Source organism: Sutterella wadsworthensis, from assembly GCF_003315195.1.
Taxonomy (GTDB): Bacteria; Pseudomonadota; Gammaproteobacteria; order Burkholderiales; family Burkholderiaceae_F; genus Sutterella; species Sutterella wadsworthensis.
The window spans coordinates 175528-198511 of the sequence record NZ_QNRV01000002.1 but is presented as its reverse complement, the minus strand read 5'-3'; the positions used below and the strand labels follow the sequence as shown (position 1 = coordinate 198511).

Genomic DNA, 22984 nt, shown 5'->3' with positions numbered 1-22984 from the left:
TTGTTGCCACGACGCACCGCTTCCCGCTCCGCGTACATATGCAGCTTTTTTTATAATGCCCGCCAATTTTTCTATTTTTTATCCCTTCGGGCGCAGAGGGCCCACCTAGTGACTGCAGTACAGAAAAAACGGCCGGCCCAACGTTCGGGCGGCGGGCTCTGGAGCGCCGTTAAGTGGACGATAGCGATCGGCGCCGCCGGCGCACTTTCAGGTGTATTTCTCCTTATCTTCGTCTTTGCCTACATTTATCAGCAACTGCCCTCAATCGACGTTCTGACAGACTATCGTCCGAAAGTCCCGCTCCGCGTTTGGAGCGCTGAAGGACGACTCATTGGCGAGTTCGGTGAAGAGCGTCGTGATTTTGTCCGTATTGCCGACGTTCCCAAACATGTCAAGGACGCCATTCTCTGCGCGGAAGACGACGGCTTTTATGAGCATCACGGCATTGAAGTGATGGGGATTGCTCGTGCAGCAATCATCAATGTGCTCACCGGTCGCCGCGGTCAGGGCGGCTCGACCATCACGATGCAGGTAGCCCGCAACTTCTTCTTGACGACTGAACGCACATACACCCGCAAGCTCTACGAAATTGCGATGTCGTTCAAAATTGAAAACGAACTTACGAAGGATCAGATTCTTGAAATCTACATGAACCAGATCTATCTCGGACAACGTGCCTATGGGTTTGAAGCTGCCGCGAAAACCTATTTCGGTCGTCCGCTCGCAGAGATCTCCGTGGGGGAAGCCGCTACGATCGCAGGACTTCCGGTAGCACCCTCTGCCTATAACCCGATCGTTAATCCGACGCGTGCAACGATGCGCCGCAATTATGTTCTTCGCCGCATGTACGACTTAGGACGCATTGATGAACTTACCTATCAGACAGAAAAATCTCTGCCAATGGAAGTTCGTCGTGCCGTTGAGCCAAACGCAGTGAAAACGAGCGAACGCGCTGATTCGGATGTAGTCACAGCTCACTATGCCGCCGAACTCGCCCGTATGTTGGTTTATGACATCTTCGGCAATGAAACCTACTCGCGGGGTTTAAATGTCTACACAACGATTCGTATTGATCAACAGCGTGCAGCCGTGGAATCTGTACGCCGCCACTTGATTACCTACGATCGACGCTACGGTTACCGAGGCCCCGAAGATAAGATTGAGCTCGGCAGCGCGGACAATCAACCCAAAGCAATTCGGCGTGTGCTTGCAACTACGGCCTCATCCCCCTTCATGTTGCCTGCTGTGGTACTTGAAGCCAACCCGAAAAAAATCGTCGCCGCGATTTCACCCAACGAATCCGTTGAACTTGATGCCGAAAGTCTCAAATTTGGTCGACGCCATCTTGCCGCCAAACCTGCGAAAGGAATCGAACCGATTGTTCCAGGATCCATCATTCGCGTGATGCATCCGCTTAGTGGAAAAGATGCGGATCAGAAATGGACGCTTGCGCAAGTGCCTAAAGTTGAAACCGCTTTTGTTTCGGCGAACTTCATGACGGGAGCGGTAGAGGCGCTCGTTGGCGGCTTCGACTTCAACCTCAACATGTTCAACCACGTCACGCAGGCGTGGCGTCAGCCGGGTTCAAGCTTTAAACCTTTCATCTATTCGGCAGCACTGGATAAGGGTTTCACGGCCACAACCGTCATCAATGATGCGCCCATCATGATTGACCCGAAGCTTACCGGGAATAAACTCTGGGAACCGAAAAACTACGACGGCAAATTCGCCGGGCCAATGCAGCTTCACAGCGCTCTCGAACAGTCGAAGAATTTGGTCTCCATTCGTATCCTGCAGTCCATTACACCTGCTTATGCACAGCAGTACATCGCGCGCTTCGGCTTTGCACCTAAGGACCATCCGGCCAATCTGCCGATGGCCTTGGGCGCGGGCAGTGTAACCCCCTGGCAAATGCTTGCGGGCTACATGGTTTTTGCCAACGGCGGCTATCGTGTGCAGCCTTATCTCATCGATCGAGTAACCGATGCCGAAGGCGCCACACTGATGCAAGCAACGAACCGCACGGCAGGAGACGCTTCCATCCGTGCAATTGATGAACGCAATGCCTTTGTGATGACCTCACTGCTGCAGCGTGTTGCCGAATACGGGACAGCGCGCCGAGCCGTGCGTGAATTGAAGCGCCACGACATCGCGGGCAAAACGGGCACCTCAAATGATAGTCAGGACGCGTGGTTCTGCGGATTCGCCGGCAGTACCGCAGCCGTCGGCTGGATGGGATACGACACGCCTAAACCCTTGGGGTCACGCGAAACCGGAGGCGGTTTAGTGCTGCCCATCTGGATCGACTACATGCGTATTGCGCTGAAAAATGAGCCCGAGACCTTGCGTGTGCAGCCCGATTCCGTCGTTGAACGAGATGGACTTTACTTCTATCGCGACCCCGTTCAAGGCGGTCCGGGCGAGTTTGGGATGACACCCGATACTGCAGTACAGGACTTAGTCCGCGACCAGATCTTCTAAAGACTTGCGGCGCCTCAGCGCCGATAGGCAGAACGCCTCGAGAATTCGAGGCGTTCTGTTTTTTCTGTACGGCGCAGTATTTGCCGCCCCGATACAATGAATCAATGTTTCAATGGGCGAGCAGCGCTTCTACAGCCTGACGGGCGGACGCTTCAAGCGTACGACCATCCCGTGGGTTGATCCATCCTTGTGCGGTGGGTTCAAAGTGCATTCCGCCCAAATGCGATGCGAGCCAAATCTCCTGCATGGGCGTCTGAATGTTAACCACGATCTGAGCGCCGCTTTCGAGTTCGATCGAAAGAACGTTGCCGCTGCGCGTGCAGTCAGCATCCTCATAATCGTTCTCAATAAGATCCTGCAAACGGTTTATTTCCGCATCTGCTCGTTCCAAAAATTCTGTTTCCGTCATTGACAGCTTAACCATGACTCCCACTCACTTGAAGACCCGCCGCACTACCGGCAACCAGCGATCCATCCGCGCTAAAGCGGCTCGAACAGCCGTTCTCGCTGCGGCGGCAGTGCAAATTATGCTCGCGCTTTCGGGCTGCGGCCTCAAGGGCGACCTTTATATGCCTAACGACGAGCCGATGCCGACAGCTCCTTCGCATTCTTCGGAGATGGCGCGATGACCGCAGAAACACACATTCGCCCTGACTCACTCTCAAACGGAACAGGTTTTTACCGCAACGCCTCAAATGAACTGTGCTGCGAGGATACCTTACTCTCCGACATTGCTCACCGCTGGGGCACGCCGACATACGTCTACTCTCGTGCGGCCATTACCGAACGTTGGAATGCCTACGAGACAGCTTTCGGCACCACGCCCCACCAAATCTGCTATGCAGTGAAGGCGGCCTCTACCAAAGGCATTCTTGAAGTACTCGCCGCTCTAGGCGCGGGCTTTGACTGCGTGAGCGGCGGCGAAATCCTGCGCGTTCTCGCTGCCGGCGGAGACCCCAAAAAAATCGTCTTTTCCGGCGTTGCCAAAACCCCTGCAGACATCGCCTTTGCATTGACTGCCGGCATTAAGTGCTTCAACATTGAAAGCCCTGCTGAGCTCGACCGAATTGCAAACACCGCACGAAATCTCGGCCTAAAAGCCCATATCTCCGTACGTGTGAACCCAAATATCGACGCACACGTTGATCACCACGTAGCTACCGGTTTGGGGGACAGTAAGTTCGGCGTGAAGCTTACCGATGTAATTGCGCTCTATCAAAAAGCTGCTGAACTTAAAGAAATCGAAATCGAAGGGATTTCCTGCCACATTGGCAGTCTCGTCGAATCCACTGCGCCCTACATGTCTGAGATCGAAGTGCTTTCGGTTTTCGTGAACGAGCTGCTTGATCGCGGCATCGCTTTGAAGCATTTCGACATTGGGGGCGGCGCCGGCGTAGCTTACAAAGCCGACGAAAAAACGCTGGAACCGTCGGAGCTTATCCCTGCTGTTGTCGCACAAATCCGCTCGCTCGTAAAAATTCCGGACATTGAAATTCTCATAGAACCCGGCCGCTCCATCATCGCTCAGGCAGGCGTGCTCCTCACGCGCGTGGAATACCTGAAATCCGGGCTCTTTGAACGCAACTTCTGCGTCGTGGATGCCTCCATGACGGAACTCGTTCGACCTGCCATGTACGGCAGTCACCACGAAATTGAGCCGGTTTCACCGCGCAGCGATATCGAGCCAGAGCGCCTCAATATCGTAGGAGGCGTCTGTGAATCTTCCGATATTCTCGGCAGCGACCGTGAATTGGCTGTAGCTCCTGGCGATCTGCTCGCCATTCGCACCGCTGGCGCATACGGCATGTCAATGGCCTCTACATACAATTCTCGTCCGCTGCCTATGGAAGTGCTCGTTGACGGTGCGGTCATTCGGCCGCTGCGCCGGCGCATGACCGCGCTGGATCTGCTCTCCGATGAGTATGACCTCGGGCTTGCTCAGGCTTGCATTCCTGCAGACGAGGTGAAAACGCTCTTCACTCAGGCTCAAACATACAGCGAGCCCGCTGAAGATCACGACAACAAATAGTCAATCTGCCTTAAAATAACTCAACGCCGGATTCCGCCAAAGGAATGCGGCGTTTTTTGTGCCCGCCGCCAACGCTGGCACGCCACCTCATTGACCATTTAGGCGACCATGCACATCGAAAACACGCTTCGACTTGATTTCAAAGACGTCCTCATCCGCCCAAAGCGCTCAACGCTGACGAGCCGCAGTGAAGTGGATATCACACGTGAATTTAAGTTTCGCCACTCCCCTATCCGCTACAAGGCGATTCCCATCATCGCCGCCAACATGGACACCACGGGTACTTTTGAAATAGCTCGGGCACTGGGGCGTCACGATCTTAGCACTGCACTTTGCAAGCATTATGCGGTTGACGAATATGTTGCCTTCTTTTCTGAGCTTGAAGCAAAGCACACCGCTTTTTACTCACTTGGCATCACCGAGGCCGACTGGGAAAAATTCCTGATGGTACGCAGCCGCTGTCCGAAAAATGCAATTCAGTATCTTTGCATTGATGTCGCCAACGGCTATACCGAAACTTTCGTCTCCTTCGTCAAAAAGGCGCGTGAAGCCTGTCCGGATGCCGTCATCATGGCGGGCAACGTGGTCACCGGCGACATGACTGAAGAGCTTATTCTTGCTGGCGCTGACATCGTCAAGGTGGGCATTGGTCCCGGGTCCGTCTGCACCACCCGCAAAATGACGGGCGTAGGGTACCCTCAACTCTCTGCCATCATCGAATGTGCCGATGCCGCACACGGTCTTTCGGGCCGTATCTGTGCTGACGGCGGCTGCACTGTGCCTGGCGACATCGCTAAGGCGTTTGGAGGCGGTGCTGATTTCGTCATGTTGGGCGGCATGCTTGCCGGTCATGATGAATCCGCCGGAGAATTAGTCGAAGTCGACGGCAAACCTTACAAGCGGTTTTACGGAATGAGCAGCAAAAACGCAATGGATAAGTACGCGGGCGGCGTTGCTAAATATCGCGCAGCAGAGGGAAAGTCCGTCCTTATCCCTGCCCGCGGTCCCGTTGAAGACACAGTTCAGGCAATCCTCGGCGGCGTCCGTTCCGCTTGTACGTATGTCGGGGCACGTCGTTTGAAGGAGCTTACGATGCGGACGACTTTTATTCGCTGCTCCATGCAGACCAACGATATTTATGGTCAAGCGCTCTAACAACCTCGCGGTGCTGCGGCTGCCGGAGAAATTTGGCGGCCGTTTATCAGCATTCATGCCGCAGTAAGATGGGGAATCTAAGATAATTACGGCATTTCTTTCAACCCGAGTAATAGACCGTGAGCCTTTTTGATTCCGCCCGCTTTCAGATCTCTGCCGCGAAGCTCTCGGGGCTCCCTACGGAGCTAGAACCCGAGATTGCTTTCGCAGGCCGCTCCAATGCGGGAAAATCGACCACCATCAACGTATTAACACGCCAAACGCGACTGGCATTCGCCTCAAAAACACCAGGGCGCACACAGCTTGTCAACTTCTTTGAGCTTTCGCGAAAGATTGACGGCGGACGTAATCGTGTTGTTGTCGGTCGTCTCGTCGATCTCCCGGGCTACGGTTTTGCAAAAGCCAATGAGGCCGTGCGCAGCTCTTGGTCTGATCTTGTTGGCGGCTACATTGCCGGACGTCGGCAGCTTCGCGGTTTGGTAATCGTGATGGACTCACGCCGTCCTTTCATGCCGACTGACGAATGGCTCATTGAGTTCATGAAGCAACGACCAGAAGTGAAGATGCTTTGGTTACTCAATAAGTGTGACCAGATCAAAACGCAAGAGCGCCGCACGACGCTGCGCGCCGTTGAAAAACGCGCTGCAGAATTTGGCGATCGCGTAACTGTACAGTTCTTCTCGGGCTTAAAACGCGAAGGCGTTGACGAACTTGCCAAAACGCTTGAAACGTGGCTGAACCCGGCAACTACGGCAATGCCGCTCACTCCGGCAGCTGCAAAGCAATAATCATTTTCCTGCTGCCGATCCGCGGACCGACAGACTTTCTACCTTCCCAAGGACATTTGAAATGCAGACTCTTGGTGCCTATCCGATGGTGCGCATGCGCCGCATGCGCCATGACGATTTCTCCCGTCGCCTGATGCGTGAGAACGTAGTGACCCCGAACGACCTGATCCTTCCGGTCTTCGTGATGGAAGGCAAGGCTCGCCGTGAACCCGTGCCGAGCATGCCCGGCGTCGACCGCCTGACCATTGACGAACTGCTCAAGGTTGCCGGTGAGTGCGTCGAACTCGGCATCCCGATGATCGCACTCTTCCCCCATATCGAAGATGCTCTGAAAACACCCGACGGACGCGAAGCTGCCAACCCAGACGGTTTAATTCCCCGAAGTGTCAAGGCTCTGAAAGCAGCATATCCCCAGCTTGGCGTGATGTGTGATGTGGCGCTCGACCCCTATACGACGCACGGACAGGACGGCCTTATTGATGAAACGGGCTACATCCTCAACGATGAAACCATCGAAATGCTCGTCCGGCAGGTGATGGCTCAGGCCAAGGCGGGTGCTGACGTCGTAGCCCCTTCAGACATGATGGATGGCCGCATCGGCATTATCCGCAAAGCCCTTGAAGATGAAGGCTTGATTCACACCCGCATCATGGCTTATTCGGCCAAGTATGCTTCGTCTTACTATGGACCTTTCCGCGACGCTGTCGGATCCGCTTCGAACCTTGGCCGCTCCAATAAGGCCGTCTATCAGCAGGATCCTGCCAACGGCAACGAAGCGCTTTGGGAAGTGGGACTCGATCTGGCCGAAGGCGCCGATATGGTGATGGTCAAGCCGGGCGTTCCTTATCTCGACGTTCTCTGGCGTGTGAAACAAGAGTTCGGTGCTCCAACCTTCGCCTACCATGTTTCCGGCGAATACGCGATGATTAAGTTTGCCGCAGCGGCAGGCGCCATTGACGAGAAAAAGATTACGTTTGAGACGATGGTTTGCTTTAAGCGTGCTGGGGCCGACGGCATCCTGACGTATTGCGCACTTGATGTTGCCCGTTGGATTAAAGAAGGCTACAACTACTGATCCTTTCAGCTAAGTGCTTGAGCAGCAGCCCGCATTCTTTGGAATGCGGGCTGTTCTTTTTTCATAGCGAATCCTTAAAGCGCCGAAGTTCTCGTCCTTCTTTTTTGGTAGGCCGCCCTTTGCGGACAACGGACGGCTCAAAGGCGATTTTCGCCGCAGCAGCTCGAGCTTCACGCATCGTTTTGCTTTCCTGCGTTTCGCGATATAACTTTTGGGCAACCGCGGCCGGACCACGTGTGTTGGAAAGACCTTCTACATACACCTTGAATACTTCTTCGCCTCGACGTATTTCAAGTAAGTTGCCCGGACGTATGGAACGCGATGGTTTTGCGCGTGAACCATCAACCAACACACGGCCAAGAGAAACCTCCTCCTGCGCAGCAGAACGAGTTTTAAAGAACCGTGCTGCCCAAAGCCATTTATCAATACGCATTTCATCCATGATGCGCCCCTCTAGATAATGAAAGACCCGCTGCCGGACAATGCCGTTCAACGGGTCTTAGCTTATTCGTTGGGAAGTCGATCACCTCCCTTTGAATAGAGCGAAATTATTCAGCCTTGGCTTCTTCAGCAGCGGGAACGTCTTCAACCGCGACGGCGTGCTCAACGAGCTCCATGTAAGCCATCGGAGCATTGTCGCCATTGCGGAAGCCCATCTTCAAGATACGGGTGTAGCCGCCCTGACGATTGGCAAAACGCGGGCCAACCTGATTGAACAGCTTGACGACAACATCGCGGTCACGAAGACGATTGAAAGCCAGACGCTTGTTGGCGACGGTCGGTTCCTTGGCGAGCGTGATCAGGGGCTCAACGACGCGGCGCAGTTCCTTGGCCTTGGGCAGGGTGGTGCGAATAGCTTCGTGCGTAATGAGCGAGCAGGCCATGTTGCGAAGCATGGCAGCACGGTGAGCCGAAGTACGGTTGAGCTTGCGATAGCCGTGATGGTGACGCATTTTTAAATCCTTGAATCTATGAAAATATGAACCGTTTCCAAAATAGAAACGGCTCTGCTAGGACCCTCCCCATCATCTTCTATCTTCAACGGAGTGAAGCGGCCGGGTGGGGATCCATGCGAAAGGCGCGATTTTATATCATCGCGCCTTTCCACTTCAAGCTGAAAGCTTGAAAAAACGAAAATCAACGTTCGACATTGACACCAGCAGGCGGCCAGTTCTCAAGCTTGCTGCCGAGCGTGAGTCCATGAGCCGCGAGCACTTCCTTGATTTCATTCAAGGACTTACGGCCAAGGTTCGGCGTCTTGAGCAGTTCATTTTCGGTGCGCTGGATAAGATCACCGATGAAGTAGATACTTTCAGCCTTGAGGCAATTGGCGGAACGAACGGTAAGTTCGAGATCATCAACCGGGCGAAGCAGGATCGGATCGAGCGGTGGCGGGTTGTTAGCTGCGTCTTCAGGCTTAATGCCATCCGTGCCCTGTTCAGGGTGGATCGCGCCAAAGACGGCGAGCTGATCCTGAAGAATGCGCACTGATTCACGCAATGCTTCTTCCGGTCCAATGGCGCCATTGGTTTCGATCGTCATTTCAAGCTTGTCAAGATCCGTACGCTGAGCAACGCGCGCAGCCATCACCTGATACGCCACGCGAAGGATCGGCGAGAAGGACGCATCCATAATAATGCGGCCAATTGAAGACTTCGAATAGTCGTCACGGAAAGCACGGACATCACCGGGCTGATAGCCACGACCCTTTTCAATCTTGACCTGCATTTCAAGGCGTCCACCGGAAAGATGGGCGATGACATGATCCGGATTGAGTACCGTAACATCATGAGGAAGATCAAAATCTGCAGCAGTGACGACGCCGTCGCCGTCCTTGCGCAACATGATCGTCACTTCGTCACGCTTCTCGAGCTTGAAAACGACACCCTTCAAATTCAAAAGGATATCGACGACATCTTCGAGAACGCCATCAATCTGGGAATATTCGTGGACGATGCCCGTAATCTGAGCTTCCGTCGGGGCGAAGCCGACCATGGAGGAAAGCAGAATACGGCGCAGAGCATTGCCAAGGGTATGGCCGTAGCCTCGCTCGAACGGTTCGAGCGTAATGACTGCACGGTTGGGGTTGCTTTCATCGACAGAAACGTCGACGCTGGTGGGCTTCAGGAGAGCGGTATTAGCCATCTCTTGTGGTTCCTTTGTGTTCAATACCCTCGGCTCGTTACACCGATAAGGCTGAAAAGGCGATAGTCGGATCCATATGGAACCCGAATCAATGCATTTTAATGCATTGAGAAGCTGCATTTTTTCATTGCGGCTTCACAATGCACCCTCTTCAAAACAAGAAGGATGAGAAAACGCGATTGTCCGAAGACAATCGCGTTTTCCGGCGTGTGGGATCGATCTTTTTCGATCCTCGGCCAAGACTTGAAGCATCCGACCGAGGATTCTCCCAGATCAGCGGGAGTAGCGTTCGATAATGAGCGCTTCGTTGATTTCCGGGGCGATTTCATCGCGAGCCGGAGCGTTCTTGAAGGTGCCGGTGAACTTCTTAGCGTCCACTTCCACCCAAGCCGGGAAGCCGTTCTGCTGTGCGAGCTCGAGAGCTTCAGCAATGCGAACCTGCTTCTGGGCCTTTTCGCGGATGGTGATCACATCACCAGCACGAACGGAATAGGAAGGAATGTTCACCTTGCGGCCGTTCACTTCGATAGCGCCGTGGCTGACGAGCTGGCGGGATTCCGCGCGCGTCGAGCCAAAGCCCATGCGATAAACGACGTTGTCAAGGCGGCTCTCAAGGAGCTGCAGGAGCTTTTCGCCAGTGTTGCCGCGAAGGCGGGAAGCCTCAGCGAAATAACGGCGGAACTGCCGTTCGAGAACGCCGTACATGCGCTTGGCCTTCTGCGTTTCACGCATCTGGTTGCCATAGTCAGACGTGCGGGCTCCGGAAATCTTACCGTGCTGGCCCGGCTTGGAACCGACGTCCTTGACTTTGGACTCAAACGAACGACGGGCGCTCTTCAGATTCAGATCAATGCCTTCGCGACGCGAAAGCTTGAGCTTGGGACCGAGATATCGTGCCATTTAAAAATGCCTCTCTTATCCTGTAGGACTCCCTACATTCAGTCCGCGCTGCCTCAGCATGCAGCAACGGACGCGGGATTCAACAGAATGAAAAATTCTGGTGTATTAGACGCGGCGACGCTTGGAAGGACGGACGCCATTGTGCGGGATCGGGGTCACATCCTGAATGGAAGTGACACGGATGCCAAGCGCGTTGAGCGCACGCACAGAAGATTCGCGGCCGGGACCAGGGCCCCAAATGCGAACTTCGACGTTCTTCAGACCATGTTCGATAGCGATCTTGCCGGCGACGTCCGCAGCTACCTGAGCAGCAAACGGAGTCGACTTGCGCGAGCCCTTGAAGCCCTGCGCACCCGACGACGAGGCCGCAATAGCGTTGCCCTGACGGTCGGTGATGGTAATAATCGTGTTGTTGAACGACGCGTGAACGTGGGCGATGCCCTCGGTCACAACCTTGCGGACCTTCTTACGGCCGCGGGCGGAAGCGTTCTTAGAATTGCCAGCCATGGTTTACCTTCTTACTTCTTAAGCGTGACGCCAACCTTACGCGGGCCCTTGCGGGTGCGAGCGTTGGTGCGGGTACGCTGACCACGGCAGGGCAGACCGCGGCGATGACGCATGCCGCGATAAGTGCCGAGGTCGATCAAGCGCTTGATCGAGAGTTGAACTTCACGACGAAGATCGCCTTCGACGGTGAACTTCGAGACCGCATCACGAATGCGTTCGAGTTCAGCATCGGTAAGGTCCTGAACCTTCTTCGTGCAGGGGATGCCGCACTGTTCAAGAATCAAGCGGCTGCGCGAACGGCCGATGCCATAGATGGCGGTGAGACCGATTTCGGCGTGCTGCTGCGGCGGAATATTAATACCGGCGATACGAGCCATTGTGTTACCTCTTTAGCCTTGACGCTGCTTGTGACGCGGGTCGCTGCAGATCACGCGGACAACGCCTTTGCGCTTGATGATCTTGCAGTTGCGGCACATTTTCTTAATGGAAGCTCTAACCTTCATTTAAATGTCTCCACAAGCTGATGAGCTTGGAAATTTCGATGCCCACACGGCAGAAACGTTGAATAATACTGAAGAAAAATATTTTGTGCAACTCAGTTGACCAATGAATTTGCACAAATCCGGTGGGCTGGAATATATGTGAAAACTGGACATATCAAAAGGGCGGCCTTTTGGACCGCCCTTTGATATTTATCTGACTTTGGCTGTTTGCGGAAGAATCGCTATTAAGCAGTATTACTTCCGAGTCAGACCGCGGAAACTGGTCTTCCGCAGCAGATTTTCATATTGGTGACTCATCATGTAGGCTTGAACCTGACTCATGAAGTCCATCGTCACAACCACCACAATCAACAGCGATGTACCGCCGAAGTAGAACGGAACGTTGAAACGTAGGTTAAGGAATTCAGGCACCAAGCAGACAAACACCAAATAAATGGCTCCGCCGAGTGTGAGGCGTAAGAGTACACGGTCAATGTAACGTGCTGTTTGTTCACCTGGGCGAATACCCGGGATAAACGCCCCACTCTTCTTCAAGTTCTCAGCTGTTTCTTTCGGGTTGAAAACCAACGCCGTATAGAAGTAAGCAAAGAACACGATTAGAGCAGCGTAAAGCAGCGTGTAGAGCGGTTGCCCCGGAGAAAGCGCGGCCGCCAGATCGCGGATCCAGCGGGTGGAATCACCAGAAGTAAACCAACCGGCCAACGTCGCTGGAAACAGAATCAAAGACGAAGCAAAGATCGGAGGAATAACACCCGACATGTTCATCTTAAGCGGCAGATACGAACTCTGTCCGCCGTAGATTCGATTGCCAACCTGACGCTTGGCGTAATTGACCGTAATGCGACGCTGACCGCGTTCGACAAAAACGCAGAAGGCCGTCACACCGAGAACAATCACAATCACAAAAATCGCCGCCAACGGGCTGATGGCCCCCGTCGAAACGAGCTGGAACAAACCGCTCGCACCGTTCGGCAGACCGGCCACAATACCGGCGAAGATGATGATTGAAATGCCATTACCGAGACCACGCTCGGTAATCTGCTCGCCCAGCCACATCAGGAACATCGTTCCGGTAAGGAGCGAAACCGTCGTGGTGATGCGGAAGAGGAACCCGGGATCAATGACGAGCCCGGGCTGCGTTTCTAGCGCAACGGCGATGCCAAAGCCTTGGAATAGACCAAGCGCAAGTGTCCCGTAGCGGGTGTACTGCGTGATCTTTCTGCGGCCTTGTTCTCCTTCTTTGCGAATCGCTTCAAGCGACGGAAGCACGTACGACAGCATCTGGAAAATAATGGATGCTGAAATGTACGGCATGATCCCGAGCGCAAAGACGGAGAAGCGCGAGAGGGCACCGCCGGAGAACATGTTGAACAGCCCGAGAATGCCGCCCTGCTGCTGATTGAACAGCTGGTTGAGCATATCGGGATCAATACCCGGCACCGGCACGTGAGCACCGATGCGGTAGACAACGAGTGCAAGCGCCAGGAAGATCAGGCGACCTTTAAGGTCGCCATACTTGCTGAGGCCTGACTGCTGCTTTGAGCTGGGGCTGGTCGCCACGTCCTATCCTCTTTGAAGTGAGTTTGTCGCTTACTCGGCGATGGAGCCGCCGGCCGCCTCAATGGCAGCACGGGCACCCTTCGTCACGCCGAGCCCACGGACCGTCACCTTGCGGGTGATGGCGCCGGAGAGGATCACACGAGCATTCAAGGCAAGCGTGGAAACGACGCCGGCTTCTTTCAGCACGGACAGATCGACTTCCTCAAGACCGAGACGCTCGAGATCCGAGAGACGAACCACTTCAACAAACTTACGGGAGAGGGACGTAAAGCCGCGCTTCGGAAGACGGCGATACATCGGCATCTGACCGCCTTCAAAACCGACTTTGTGGAAGCCGCCGGCACGCGACTTCTGGCCTTTGTGACCGCGGCCCGCGGTCTTGCCCCAACCGCTGCCCACGCCGCGACCAACGCGGTGATGAGCGTGCTTCGAGCCCTCAGCGGGCTGGATGGTATTCAAACGCATTTTGGGTCATCCTTAGATCATTCGACGCGCACAAGGTACGCGATCTTGTTGATCATGCCGCGGACGGCGGGCGTATCTTCGAGCTCGCGCGTCTGACGGATCTTCTTGAGACCAAGGCCGAGGACGGTGGCGCGGTGATCCGCGTTGGTGCCGATCGGGCTCTTGACCAGAGTGACCTTGATGGTCTTCTTTTCGGACATGTCTAGGTCTCCGGATTAGCCGAGGAGCTCTTCGACCGACTTACCGCGCTTAGCGGCGATTTCCGCCGGGCTGCGCAGATTGTCGAGTGCGTTGAGCGTCGCACGGACCAGGTTGTACGGGTTGGTCGAGCCGTAGGCCTTCGCAACAACATTGCGAATACCAACAGCATCGCACACGGCGCGCATCGGACCGCCGGCGATGACGCCAGAGCCTTCCGGAGCCGGCATCATGATCACGCGCGAAGCGCCGTGACGGCCTTCAACAGCGTGGTGCAGCGTACCGTTCTTCAGCGGAACACGCTTCATCGTGTGACGAGCACGTTCCATCGCCTTGGAGACGGACTGCGGCACCTCGCGGGACTTGCCCGTACCCATACCGATAGAACCGTCGCCGTCACCCACAACCGTGAGTGCTGCGAAGGCGAGAATACGGCCGCCCTTGACGACCTTAGTGACGCGGTTAACCGCAATCATCTTTTCACGCAGGCCGTCGTCCTGTTCTTCGACCGCGTTTTTAGCTTGAACCTTAGCCATTTGCCAGCCCCTGCTTAGAACTTGAGGCCGGCTTCGCGCGCGGCTTCAGCCAACGCGGCGACACGGCCGTGGAAACGGTAGCCCGAACGATCGAAGGCGCAGGACTCAATACCGGCAGCCTTCGCCTTCTCGGCGATGCGGGCACCCACGATCTTCGCGGCAGCGACGTTGCCGCCACGACCGGAAACGCTCGCGAGCTGAGCGCGAACTTCGGGTTCGACCGTGGAGGCCGAAACCAGCGTACGACCGTTGTCGGCCGAAATGATGCTGGCGTAGATGTGCAGGTTGGTACGATGGACCGTCAGGCGATCGACCTTCTGCAGCAGAATGCGGGCGCGCGTAGCACGGGCGCGACGCAGGCGGCTTTGTTTCTTGTTGATCATCTTCTAACGTCCGAATTACTTCTTCTTGGTTTCCTTGATCACGACGTGCTCATTCGCGTAACGAACACCCTTGCCCTTGTAGGGTTCGGGAGCGCGGTATGCGCGAATTTCAGCAGCCGTCTGACCAACCTTCTGCTTGTCGGCACCCTTGATGACGATTTCCGTCTGGCTCGGCGTTTCAACCTTGATGCCAGCGGGCATATGGTGCACGATCGGGTGCGAGAAGCCGAGCTGCAGGTTGAGCTTATCGCCCTGAGCCTGAGCACGGAAGCCGACGCCCACGAGCGTGAGGCGCTTTTCGAAACCGGCCGAGCAGCCCTTGACCATATCGTTGACGAGAGCGCGCATCGTGCCGACATTCATGTTGGCATCGCGGGATTCGTCAAGCTGTTCAAAGTGCAGGTGGCCGTTCTCTTCGGTAACCTTCACGAGCGGGAGGATGTGCATTTTCACCTCACCGACCGGACCTTTGACAGTCACGTCGGCTTCAGTAATAGCAACCGTAACGCCCTTGGCGATTGTCACGGGAATCTTAGCAATACGACTCATTTGACACTCCTCGGGTTAGGCGACGTAGCAAATGACTTCGCCGCCGACGCCGGCAGCGCGGGCAGCGCGGTCGGTCATCACGCCCTTCGGGGTCGAAACGATCGCGATACCGAGACCGTTCATCACCTGGGGGATGCTGTCGTGGTTCTTGTAGATGCGGAGGCCCGGACGGGAAACGCGTTCAAGGCGTTCAATCACGGGACGGCCGGCATAGTACTTGAGCGTCACATTGAGCTCAGGCTTGCCGTTGTTGGCCGCAACTTCATAGTTTTCGATGTAGCCTTCGTCTTTCAAGACTTTGGCGATGGCAACCTTCAACTTTGAAGAAGGCATGACCACCGCGGCCTTGTCGACCATCTGACCGTTGCGAATGCGGGTCAGCATATCGGCGATCGGATCACTCATACTCATTTCGCAATCTCCTCGCTTACCAGCTGGCCTTCTGAAGGCCGGGGATATCACCGCGCATGGCGGCGTCACGAATCATTTCGCGGCAGAGACCGAACTTACGGAAATTGCCACGGGGACGACCGGTGATCGCGCAACGGTTGCGCAGACGGACCGGGCTAGCGTTGCGCGGCAGCTTTTCGAGCTGGGCGCGGGCGTCCAAGCGTTCATCCATCGAGCGGGAAGCGTCGTTGATGATGGCCTTGAGGGCGGCGCGCTTGGCCGCGAACTTAGCGACCGTCGCGCGGCGCTTGGCTTCGCGGTTAATAAGAGCAAGTTTTGCCATTTTGCGTCAACCTCAGTTGCGGAACGGGAAGCTGAAGCCTGCGAGGAGAGCCTTAGCCTCTTCGTCGGTCTTCGCCGTCGTGGTAATCGAAATGTTCATCCCTCGGATCGAGTCGATCTTGTCGTATTCGATTTCCGGGAAGATGATCTGTTCCTTCAAACCGATGTTGTAGTTGCCGCGGCCGTCAAAAGCGCGGCCGGAAACACCGCGGAAGTCGCGAACACGCGGGAACGCAACCGTGACCAGACGATCAAGGAAGTCGAACATGCGCTCGCCGCGCAGCGTCACCATGCAGCCGATGGCCTGATTTTCACGAATCTTAAAGTTCGCGATAGCCTTACGGGTGTGCGTAACGATGGGCTTCTGACCAGCAATCTTGGTCATATCGCCGACGGCGTATTCAATAAACTTCTTGTCATTAACGGCTTCACCAACACCCATATTGAGCGTGATCTTGGTGATGCGCGGAACCTGCATGACGGTCTTGTAGCCGAACTTCTTCATCAGTTCGGGAACAATGGTGTCGTGATAAAGGGAGCTAAAACGCGACATGGTCACCCTCATTCGGCCTTGGCACCGACAACGGCGCCATTGGACTTGAACACGCGAACCTTCTTACCGTCAACTTCCTTGAAGCCGACGCGTTCGCCCTTGCCCGTTTCCGGGTTGACCAACATGACGTTGCTCTGATCGATCGGGAGGGTCTTGTCGACGATGCCACCCTCGACGCCGAGAGCGGGATTCGGGCGCACAGCCTTCTTCACGACGTTCACGCCTTCCACGATAATGTGGCGATCATCAACGCGGGAAAGAACCGTGCCCTTGGTGCCGCGATCGCGGCCAGTGATGACCACAACCTGGTCGCCCTTGATAATGCGCTGCATTTCTTCTCCTCGATTAGATCACTTCAGGAGCGAGCGACACGATCTTCATGAACTGTTCCGTACGGAGTTCACGCGTCACCGGCCCGAAAATACGGGTGCCGATCGGCTCGAGCTTGCTGTTGAGGAGAACGGCTGCATTGCCGTCGAACGTGACCGTCGAGCCGTCAGCACGACGAACACCATGAGCGGTGCGGACCACAACGGCGTTGTAGACCTCGCCCTTCTTGACGCGGCCGCGCGGAGCCGCTTCTTTAACCGTCACTTTAATGACGTCGCCGATGTTGGCATAACGGCGCTTAGAACCGCCCAACACCTTGATACACATGACTGAACGAGCACCGGTATTGTCGGCGACGTCCAGTCGGCTTTGCATCTGAATCATTACTGAAAAATCCCAACTTATTCCGCTAAGAGCGGACAGTATTGGCCCCGTGTTCCGGGAGGAAGTCCACCAGACGTGGATCGCGCAGCATTTTCGTGCGCGGGCGCCTCATGAACTGAGAAATGCATCGCCCGGAACTCCACCAGATGGCTTCCGGGCGATGGCGTGCAAATATAGCTAAGCTAGATTTGCTTTGCAAGTGATTTGAAGAGATTTTTTTATTTTCTCTTCAAGACTGCATTTATTAGAGGACTTCAGCCTTTTCAAGGATCTTCGTCACGACCCAAGACACGGTCTTGGAGATCGGCTTCGTTTCCTTGATTTCGACCTTATCACCCTCGCCGCAGCCGAGTTCGTCATGAACATGATACTTCTTGCTCTTGACGACATACTTGCCATACAGCGGGTGCTTCACCTTGCGTTCAACAAGGACGGTCACCGTCTTGTCCATCTTGTTGCTCGTCACGACGCCGTCGAGCGTACGCGTGAGAGCTTCCTTGGTCGTTTCCGTCATTTCGTGGTCGCCTTTTCGGTGAGGATGGTGCGAACGCGAGCGATGTCGCGACGCGTCTGACGCAGCGAAGCCGTGTTCTGCAGCTGCTGAGTGGCCTTCTGCATACGCAGTTTGAAGTGCGTATTGAGAAGATCCTGCAGTTCCTGCTTGAGCGCGGCCTCATCCTTGGCACGCAGTTCCTTAGCGTTCATGTCCGTGTCTCCTAAATTACATGCCGACCTGGCGGACAACGAACGTGGTCTTCACGGGCAGCTTAGCAGCTGCAAGCGCGAAGGCTTCGCGGGCGAGCGACTCTTCCACGCCGTCCATTTCGTAAAGCACACGGCCCGGCTGGACCAGTGCGACCCAGTATTCCGGATTGCCCTTACCGTTACCCATACGGACTTCAGCGGGCTTCGAGGAAATGGGCTTGTCCGGGAAGATACGAATCCACACACGGCCGCCGCGCTTAATGTGGCGCGTAATGGCACGACGAGCGGCTTCGATCTGGCGAGCCGTGATACGACCGCGTTCAAGCGTCTTCAGACCAAATTCACCGAAAGAAACGTTCGCGCCACGAGTGGCGAGACCGTAGTTGCGGCCCTTCTGATCCTTGCGGTACTTGCGACGATTAGGCTGCAGCATCGTTATTCTCCGTCCTTAGCAGCCGGCTTACGGGGAGCACGGTCTTGCTTCATGTCGTTGCGGCGGCCACCATTCGGGCGACGAGCACCGGGCTTGCCCGGGCGGTCACCACGACGACCGCGGCGGTCTTCACGGGGAGCTTCGACGGGTTCTTCCGCGCCGAAGTTGTCACCCTTGTAGACCCAAACCTTAACACCCACGACACCGTAGGTCGTGTGGGCTTCGCTCGTGGCATAGTCGATGTTGGCACGAAGCGTCTGCAAAGGCACACGGCCTTCGCGGTACCACTCGTCACGGGCGATGTCAGCGCCGTTAAGACGGCCAGACGACTGCACCTTGATGCCGAGGGCACCGAGACGCATGGCGTTCTGCATAGCACGCTTCATGGCGCGGCGGAACATCACGCGCTTTTCAAGCTGCTGCGTGATACCGTCAGCGATGAGCTGAGCGTCGAGTTCGGGACGACGAACTTCTTCGATGTTGACGTGCACAGGCACACCCATCATCTTCTGAACTTCGGTCTTCAAAGCTTCAATGTCAGCACCCTGCTTGCCGATCACGATGCCAGGACGTGACGTGAAAATCGTGATACGGGCATTGTTGGCCGGACGCTCGATGAGCACGCGGGCAACGCTCGCATTACGCAGCTTCTTAAGCAGGAAGCTGCGAACCTTCAAGTCTTCCTGAAGCGTATTCGGGTAATCACGGCCGTTGGCGTACCAGCGCGACGTCCAGTTGCGCGTGACGGGGAGACGGAAGCCGGTGGGATTAATTTTCTGACCCATGGTAATTCACCTGTCTCTTATTATTCGCCGTCAGCGACGGTGATGTAGATGTGGCTCGTCTGCTTGTTGATACGCGTACCGCGGCCCTTGGCGCGAGCGCCGAAACGGCGGAGCGTAGCAGCCTTTTCCACATGAATCTTCGTCACGACGAGGGCGTCGATGTCAGCGCCGAAATTATGTTCGGCATTGGCAATGGCGCTTTCGAGGCACTTGCGGACGATGCCGGCAGCGCGCTTCTGGGTAAACTCCAGAATCGAGAGCGCACGACCGACCTGCTGACCGCGGATCAAATCAGCGACGAGGCGACCTTTCTGGGCGGAAAGGCGAACGCCGCGAACAATAGCTGTCGTTTCCATTTACTTACCCACCTTCTTGTCGCCGGCAGCGTGACCCTTGAACGTGCGGGTGTGCGCAAATTCGCCAAGCTTGTGGCCGACCATGTTTTCATTGATGTACACCGGCACATGTTGACGGCCGTTATGAACGGCGATCGTCAGACCGATGAATTCCGGAAGAATCGTCGAACGACGCGACCAGGTCTTAAGCGGACGCTTGTCACGCGTCGCCTGGGCGGTTTCAACCTTCTTCATGAGGTGCCCGTCAACGAACGGGCCTTTTTTCAAAGAGCGAGACATTCCTGGGCCCCCTTACTTGCTGTTACGGCGCTGGACGATCATAGAATCGGTGCGCTTGCTGTTGCGGGTACGGTAGCCCTTCGTGAGCTGACCCCAAGGCGTGACAGGAGCGCGGCCAGTGCCGGTCTTGCCTTCGCCACCGCCGTGCGGGTGATCCACCGGGTTCATAGCAACGCCACGAACCGTCGGACGAACACCGCGCCAACGCTTAGCACCGGCCTTGCCGAGTTCGCGCAGGCTGTTCTCTTCATTGCCGACCGTACCGATCGTGGCGCGGCATTCGATGAGAACGCGGCGCACTTCACCGGAACGCAAACGGACCTGAGCGTATTCGCCTTCACGAGCAATCAGCTGACCGAACGTACCGGCAGCACGAACGAGCTGAGCACCCTTGCCCGGGAGCAGTTCGATGCAGTGAATCGTCGAACCCACGGGAATGTTGCGCAGCGGAAGCGTATTACCAGCCTTGATCGGGGATTCCGGACCGTTGAAGATTTCCTGGCCGACCGTCATGCCCTTCGGGGCAATGATGTAACGACGTTCGCCGTCGGCGTAAAGCACGAGAGCAATATTGGCGGAACGGTTCGGATCGTATTCAATGCGTTCAACGCGGGCGGGGATACCGTCCTTATCACGCTTGAAGTCGATGATGCGATAGGCACGCTTGGCACCACCGCCCTTATGACGGCAGGTGATGTGACCATCGTTATTGCGGCCGCAGCCGCGATTCTTCTTCTCAACAAGAGCGGCCCAGGGCTTGCCCTTGTGGAGCTCCTTGTTGACAACCTTGACCGCATGACGGCGGCCGGGAGACGTCGGCTTGAGTTTGACGAGAGCCATTACATCACCTCTTGCTCGAACTTGATTTCCTGATCCTTAGCGAGCGAGACGTACGCCTTGCGAACGTCATTGCGCTTGCCCATAAAGCGGCCGAAGCGCTTCTGCTTGCCCTTGAGGTTCAGAATTTGCACCGAGCTGACCTGCACCTTAAACAGCAGTTCAACAGCGGCCTTAACTTCGCTCTTCTTGGCGTCGGGGACGACGACAAAAGAGTACTGATTGTGCTTTTCGCCGATCATCGTGCTCTTTTCCGAGACGATGGGGCCGACGAGCACCTTCATCAGACGTTCCTGGTTCATGCCAACATCTCCTGGATCTGAGCAACAGCCGCCTTCGTGGCCACAACCTTGTCGAAGTAGATCAGGCAAAGCGGGTCAGCAAAGCGGGGCGTGACGACGAGCACATCCTTCAGATTGCGCGAGGCGAGGATGAGGTTGTCATCGAGTTCGGACTCATCAACGATGATGAGCGTGCGCGCAGTCAGACCAAGGGTCTTGAGCTGGCTGGCAAAAGCCTTCGTCTTCGGAAGATCAGCCTTGATCGTTTCAACGACGACAAAGCGAGCATCGGCAACGAGCTTCGAGTAGATCGAAGCCATACCGGCGCGGAACATCTTCTTGTTCAGCTTCTGGCTGAAGTTTTCGTCGGGCGTGTTCGGGAAGGCACGACCACCGCTACGCCACAGGGGCGAGCTGGTCATACCCGAACGAGCACGGCCGGTACCCTTCTGGCGCCAGGGCTTTTTCGTGGAATGATGAACGTCGCGGCGGTTGAGCTGAGCGCGAGTGCCGAGACGAGCGTTGGCCTGGAAAGCAACCACGATCTGGTGCACCAGGGCTTCGTTGTATTCACGACCGAACACGGCGTCGGCGGCTTCCACCGTCTTTCCCTGTTCGTTCAGGACATTGAGTTCCATTGTTTCGCTCCTTACGCCTTAACAGCCGGACGGACGATCACTTCACCGCCCTTGGCGCCCGGAACGGCACCGCGAACCAGCAGAAGCTGACGTTCCTTGTCAACGCGGGCAACGACCAGATTCTGGGTCGTGCGCTGCACGTCACCCAAATGGCCGGCCATGCGCTTGCCGGGGAACACACGGCCCGGATCCTGGCGATTACCAATGGAGCCGGGAGCGCGAGTCGTCACGGAGTTACCGTGCGAAGCGCGGTTCGACGAGAAGTGATGACGCTTGATAGCGCCAGCAAAACCCTTACCGATGGTCGTACCCGTCACGTCGACCTTCTGGCCTTCCGTGAAGATTTCGACAGAGATGGTCTGGCCGGGCTTGAACTCGGCAGCCTTCTCGGCATCGATACGGAACTCTTTCAAAGTGCAAGCAGCTTCGACACCAGCCTTAGCGAACTGGCCGGCGAGAGGCTTGCTGACGCGCGACGGCTTCTTCGTGCCGAAGGCGACCTGGACTGCGGTGTAACCGTCGGTATCTTGCGTCTTAACCATGGTGACGCGGTTGTTCGACACGTCGAGCACAGTCACGGGGACGGACACGCCGTCATCCGTGAAGATACGCGTCATGCCGATCTTGCGACCGACGAGGCCGAGTTTTTCACTCATTGTTTTCTCCACCCCGGCTGCGATTGGCCGGGACCGATTACATCAAAAATGTCCCAAAAAATACTCCAGTTAATGAAGAGCATTTCTTTTGTAATGGGACACGAAGGCGCGATTCTAGCTGTAGGTCTGCCGCCTTGCAATTCAAAACGGCAGATTTTTCAGCAAAAATCTAAAAAATTACTGGACCTTGATCTTGACGTCCACGCCGGCCGGCAGGTCGAGCTTCATCAGAGCATCAACCGTCTTATCGGTCGGGTCGACGATGTCCATGAGACGCTGATGCGTGCGGATCTCAAGCTGATCGCGGCTCGTCTTGTTGACGTGCGGCGAACGAAGGATGTCGAAGCGCTGGATGCGCGTAGGAAGAGGAACAGGACCACGAACCACAGCGCCGGTGCGCTTGGCGGTGTCAACGATCTCCAGAGCGGACTGGTCGATGAGCTTATAGTCGTAGGCCTTGAGGCGGATGCGAATGCGCTGAGACTGCATTTCGATTTCCTAGAAAAAAGAACGATAAAAGAACAAGAGGGAGCGGAGTATAACTCCGCTCCCTCGAGCGATCAAGTCAAAATGAACTTTTTATCCCTTATCAGAGGGATAAACAGTCATTATTCGAGGATCTGAGCAACGACGCCGGCGCCAACCGTGTGGCCGCCTTCACGAATAGCGAAGCGCAGACCCTGTTCCATAGCGATCGGGCAGATCAGCTTCACGGTCATCGTGATGTTGTCGCCAGGCATG

The 22984-nt window shown here is 55.8% G+C and carries 37 protein-coding genes; 6 read left to right on the top strand and 31 right to left on the bottom strand.

The features are described from left to right. The first annotated feature begins 108 nt into the window (after positions 1–108). On the top strand, positions 109–2481 hold the full coding sequence (locus DES29_RS02145; protein WP_021994550.1) for a penicillin-binding protein 1A: 2373 nt from the start codon (positions 109–111) through the stop codon (positions 2479–2481). Positions 2482–2590: 109 nt separating this feature from the next. Here the strand turns inward: DES29_RS02145 and cyaY are convergent, their stop codons facing one another. Further along, positions 2591–2905 (bottom strand): iron donor protein CyaY, encoded by a 315-nt coding sequence (gene cyaY / locus DES29_RS02140; RefSeq protein WP_016475369.1) that lies wholly within the window; start codon positions 2903–2905, stop codon positions 2591–2593. Here cyaY and lptM point away from each other — a divergent pair. The 5 genes from lptM (at position 2904) to hemB (ending at position 7528) form a co-directional block, all read left to right on the top strand. Next, positions 2904–3110 (top strand): LPS translocon maturation chaperone LptM, encoded by a 207-nt coding sequence (gene lptM / locus DES29_RS02135; protein ID WP_113854367.1) that lies wholly within the window; start codon positions 2904–2906, stop codon positions 3108–3110. The two genes, cyaY and lptM, sit on opposite strands and share 2 nt — an antisense overlap. Beyond that, on the top strand, positions 3107–4510 hold the full coding sequence (gene lysA, locus DES29_RS02130; protein WP_021994549.1) for a diaminopimelate decarboxylase: 1404 nt from the start codon (positions 3107–3109) through the stop codon (positions 4508–4510). Before lptM ends, lysA begins: the two co-directional genes overlap by 4 nt. A gap of 108 nt (positions 4511–4618) precedes the next feature. Beyond that, positions 4619–5665: a GMP reductase gene (locus tag DES29_RS02125; RefSeq protein WP_021994548.1), complete on the top strand. Its 1047-nt coding sequence runs from the start codon at positions 4619–4621 to the stop codon at positions 5663–5665. 119 nt (positions 5666–5784) lie between these two features. Further along, positions 5785–6453 (top strand): ribosome biogenesis GTP-binding protein YihA/YsxC, encoded by a 669-nt coding sequence (yihA, locus tag DES29_RS02120; RefSeq protein ID WP_021994547.1) that lies wholly within the window; start codon positions 5785–5787, stop codon positions 6451–6453. Between the two features lie 61 nt (positions 6454–6514). After that, a complete protein-coding gene (gene hemB / locus DES29_RS02115; RefSeq protein WP_005431634.1) occupies positions 6515–7528 on the top strand; it encodes a porphobilinogen synthase in 1014 nt (337 codons plus the stop codon). A gap of 61 nt (positions 7529–7589) precedes the next feature. On the opposite strand, the gene DES29_RS02110 is transcribed toward hemB, so the two are convergent. From DES29_RS02110 to DES29_RS01965, 30 genes are all read right to left on the bottom strand, one after another. Continuing rightward, positions 7590–7970 (bottom strand): RNA-binding S4 domain-containing protein, encoded by a 381-nt coding sequence (locus tag DES29_RS02110; protein ID WP_016475366.1) that lies wholly within the window; start codon positions 7968–7970, stop codon positions 7590–7592. 106 nt (positions 7971–8076) lie between these two features. Further along, on the bottom strand, positions 8077–8481 hold the full coding sequence (gene rplQ / locus DES29_RS02105; protein WP_021994546.1) for a 50S ribosomal protein L17: 405 nt from the start codon (positions 8479–8481) through the stop codon (positions 8077–8079). Positions 8482–8665: 184 nt separating this feature from the next. Further along, a complete protein-coding gene (locus DES29_RS02100; RefSeq protein WP_005431631.1) occupies positions 8666–9673 on the bottom strand; it encodes a DNA-directed RNA polymerase subunit alpha in 1008 nt (335 codons plus the stop codon). A 273-nt stretch (positions 9674–9946) separates the two neighbouring features. Next, positions 9947–10573 (bottom strand): 30S ribosomal protein S4, encoded by a 627-nt coding sequence (rpsD, locus tag DES29_RS02095; RefSeq protein ID WP_005431630.1) that lies wholly within the window; start codon positions 10571–10573, stop codon positions 9947–9949. Positions 10574–10678: 105 nt separating this feature from the next. Next, entirely contained in the window at positions 10679–11080 is a 402-nt protein-coding gene (gene rpsK / locus DES29_RS02090) for a 30S ribosomal protein S11 (RefSeq protein WP_005431629.1), read from the bottom strand. Between the two features lie 11 nt (positions 11081–11091). Continuing rightward, positions 11092–11457, bottom strand: a complete 366-nt coding sequence (gene rpsM / locus DES29_RS02085) for a 30S ribosomal protein S13 (RefSeq protein WP_005431628.1) — start codon at positions 11455–11457, stop codon at positions 11092–11094. Between the two features lie 12 nt (positions 11458–11469). Beyond that, positions 11470–11583 (bottom strand): 50S ribosomal protein L36, encoded by a 114-nt coding sequence (gene rpmJ / locus DES29_RS02080; protein ID WP_005431627.1) that lies wholly within the window; start codon positions 11581–11583, stop codon positions 11470–11472. 234 nt (positions 11584–11817) lie between these two features. Next, positions 11818–13143, bottom strand: a complete 1326-nt coding sequence (gene secY / locus DES29_RS02075) for a preprotein translocase subunit SecY (protein ID WP_005431626.1) — start codon at positions 13141–13143, stop codon at positions 11818–11820. A gap of 30 nt (positions 13144–13173) precedes the next feature. Then, positions 13174–13608, bottom strand: coding sequence for a 50S ribosomal protein L15 (rplO, locus tag DES29_RS02070; protein ID WP_005431625.1), 435 nt, complete (start codon positions 13606–13608; stop codon positions 13174–13176). 17 nt (positions 13609–13625) lie between these two features. Next, entirely contained in the window at positions 13626–13808 is a 183-nt protein-coding gene (rpmD, locus tag DES29_RS02065; protein WP_005431624.1) for a 50S ribosomal protein L30, read from the bottom strand. A 15-nt stretch (positions 13809–13823) separates the two neighbouring features. Continuing rightward, the gene (gene rpsE, locus DES29_RS02060) at positions 13824–14342 is read right to left on the bottom strand and encodes a 30S ribosomal protein S5 (protein ID WP_005431623.1); all 519 of its coding nucleotides are present in this window, start codon (positions 14340–14342) and stop codon (positions 13824–13826) included. Between the two features lie 14 nt (positions 14343–14356). After that, positions 14357–14722, bottom strand: a complete 366-nt coding sequence (rplR, locus tag DES29_RS02055) for a 50S ribosomal protein L18 (RefSeq protein WP_187116548.1) — start codon at positions 14720–14722, stop codon at positions 14357–14359. Between the two features lie 18 nt (positions 14723–14740). After that, entirely contained in the window at positions 14741–15274 is a 534-nt protein-coding gene (rplF, locus tag DES29_RS02050) for a 50S ribosomal protein L6 (RefSeq protein ID WP_005431621.1), read from the bottom strand. Between the two features lie 15 nt (positions 15275–15289). Beyond that, positions 15290–15685 carry a 30S ribosomal protein S8 gene (gene rpsH / locus DES29_RS02045; RefSeq protein WP_005431620.1) on the bottom strand — a complete coding sequence of 132 codons (396 nt, stop codon included), beginning with the start codon at positions 15683–15685 and terminating at the stop codon, positions 15290–15292. A gap of 16 nt (positions 15686–15701) precedes the next feature. Beyond that, positions 15702–16007: a 30S ribosomal protein S14 gene (gene rpsN / locus DES29_RS02040; protein WP_005431619.1), complete on the bottom strand. Its 306-nt coding sequence runs from the start codon at positions 16005–16007 to the stop codon at positions 15702–15704. 12 nt (positions 16008–16019) lie between these two features. Next, a complete protein-coding gene (gene rplE / locus DES29_RS02035; RefSeq protein WP_005431618.1) occupies positions 16020–16559 on the bottom strand; it encodes a 50S ribosomal protein L5 in 540 nt (179 codons plus the stop codon). An 8-nt stretch (positions 16560–16567) separates the two neighbouring features. Beyond that, positions 16568–16891, bottom strand: coding sequence for a 50S ribosomal protein L24 (gene rplX / locus DES29_RS02030; RefSeq protein WP_005431617.1), 324 nt, complete (start codon positions 16889–16891; stop codon positions 16568–16570). 13 nt (positions 16892–16904) lie between these two features. Continuing rightward, positions 16905–17273, bottom strand: coding sequence for a 50S ribosomal protein L14 (gene rplN / locus DES29_RS02025; protein WP_005431616.1), 369 nt, complete (start codon positions 17271–17273; stop codon positions 16905–16907). A 244-nt stretch (positions 17274–17517) separates the two neighbouring features. Continuing rightward, positions 17518–17787 carry a 30S ribosomal protein S17 gene (rpsQ, locus tag DES29_RS02020; RefSeq protein ID WP_005431615.1) on the bottom strand — a complete coding sequence of 90 codons (270 nt, stop codon included), beginning with the start codon at positions 17785–17787 and terminating at the stop codon, positions 17518–17520. After that, positions 17784–17978, bottom strand: coding sequence for a 50S ribosomal protein L29 (gene rpmC, locus DES29_RS02015; protein ID WP_005431613.1), 195 nt, complete (start codon positions 17976–17978; stop codon positions 17784–17786). The genes rpsQ and rpmC overlap by 4 nt, the downstream gene beginning before the upstream one ends. A gap of 16 nt (positions 17979–17994) precedes the next feature. Further along, entirely contained in the window at positions 17995–18411 is a 417-nt protein-coding gene (gene rplP, locus DES29_RS02010; RefSeq protein WP_005431612.1) for a 50S ribosomal protein L16, read from the bottom strand. A gap of 2 nt (positions 18412–18413) precedes the next feature. Beyond that, positions 18414–19196: a 30S ribosomal protein S3 gene (gene rpsC / locus DES29_RS02005; protein WP_005431611.1), complete on the bottom strand. Its 783-nt coding sequence runs from the start codon at positions 19194–19196 to the stop codon at positions 18414–18416. A gap of 20 nt (positions 19197–19216) precedes the next feature. Continuing rightward, positions 19217–19552: a 50S ribosomal protein L22 gene (gene rplV / locus DES29_RS02000; protein WP_005431610.1), complete on the bottom strand. Its 336-nt coding sequence runs from the start codon at positions 19550–19552 to the stop codon at positions 19217–19219. After that, positions 19553–19831, bottom strand: a complete 279-nt coding sequence (gene rpsS / locus DES29_RS01995; protein ID WP_005431609.1) for a 30S ribosomal protein S19 — start codon at positions 19829–19831, stop codon at positions 19553–19555. Between the two features lie 12 nt (positions 19832–19843). Beyond that, complete coding sequence (rplB, locus tag DES29_RS01990) at positions 19844–20671, bottom strand: 50S ribosomal protein L2 (RefSeq protein WP_005431608.1); 828 nt, start codon at positions 20669–20671, stop codon at positions 19844–19846. Continuing rightward, a complete protein-coding gene (rplW, locus tag DES29_RS01985; protein WP_005431607.1) occupies positions 20671–20970 on the bottom strand; it encodes a 50S ribosomal protein L23 in 300 nt (99 codons plus the stop codon). The genes rplB and rplW overlap by 1 nt, the downstream gene beginning before the upstream one ends. Further along, positions 20967–21587 carry a 50S ribosomal protein L4 gene (rplD, locus tag DES29_RS01980; RefSeq protein WP_005431605.1) on the bottom strand — a complete coding sequence of 207 codons (621 nt, stop codon included), beginning with the start codon at positions 21585–21587 and terminating at the stop codon, positions 20967–20969. The genes rplW and rplD overlap by 4 nt, the downstream gene beginning before the upstream one ends. An 11-nt stretch (positions 21588–21598) precedes the next feature. Continuing rightward, entirely contained in the window at positions 21599–22243 is a 645-nt protein-coding gene (rplC, locus tag DES29_RS01975) for a 50S ribosomal protein L3 (protein WP_005431603.1), read from the bottom strand. 177 nt (positions 22244–22420) lie between these two features. Continuing rightward, positions 22421–22732 (bottom strand): 30S ribosomal protein S10, encoded by a 312-nt coding sequence (gene rpsJ / locus DES29_RS01970; RefSeq protein ID WP_005431601.1) that lies wholly within the window; start codon positions 22730–22732, stop codon positions 22421–22423. Positions 22733–22851: 119 nt separating this feature from the next. Beyond that, entirely contained in the window at positions 22852–22983 is a 132-nt protein-coding gene (locus DES29_RS01965) for an EF-Tu C-terminal domain-related protein (protein WP_016475362.1), read from the bottom strand. Position 22984 lies beyond the last annotated feature (1 nt).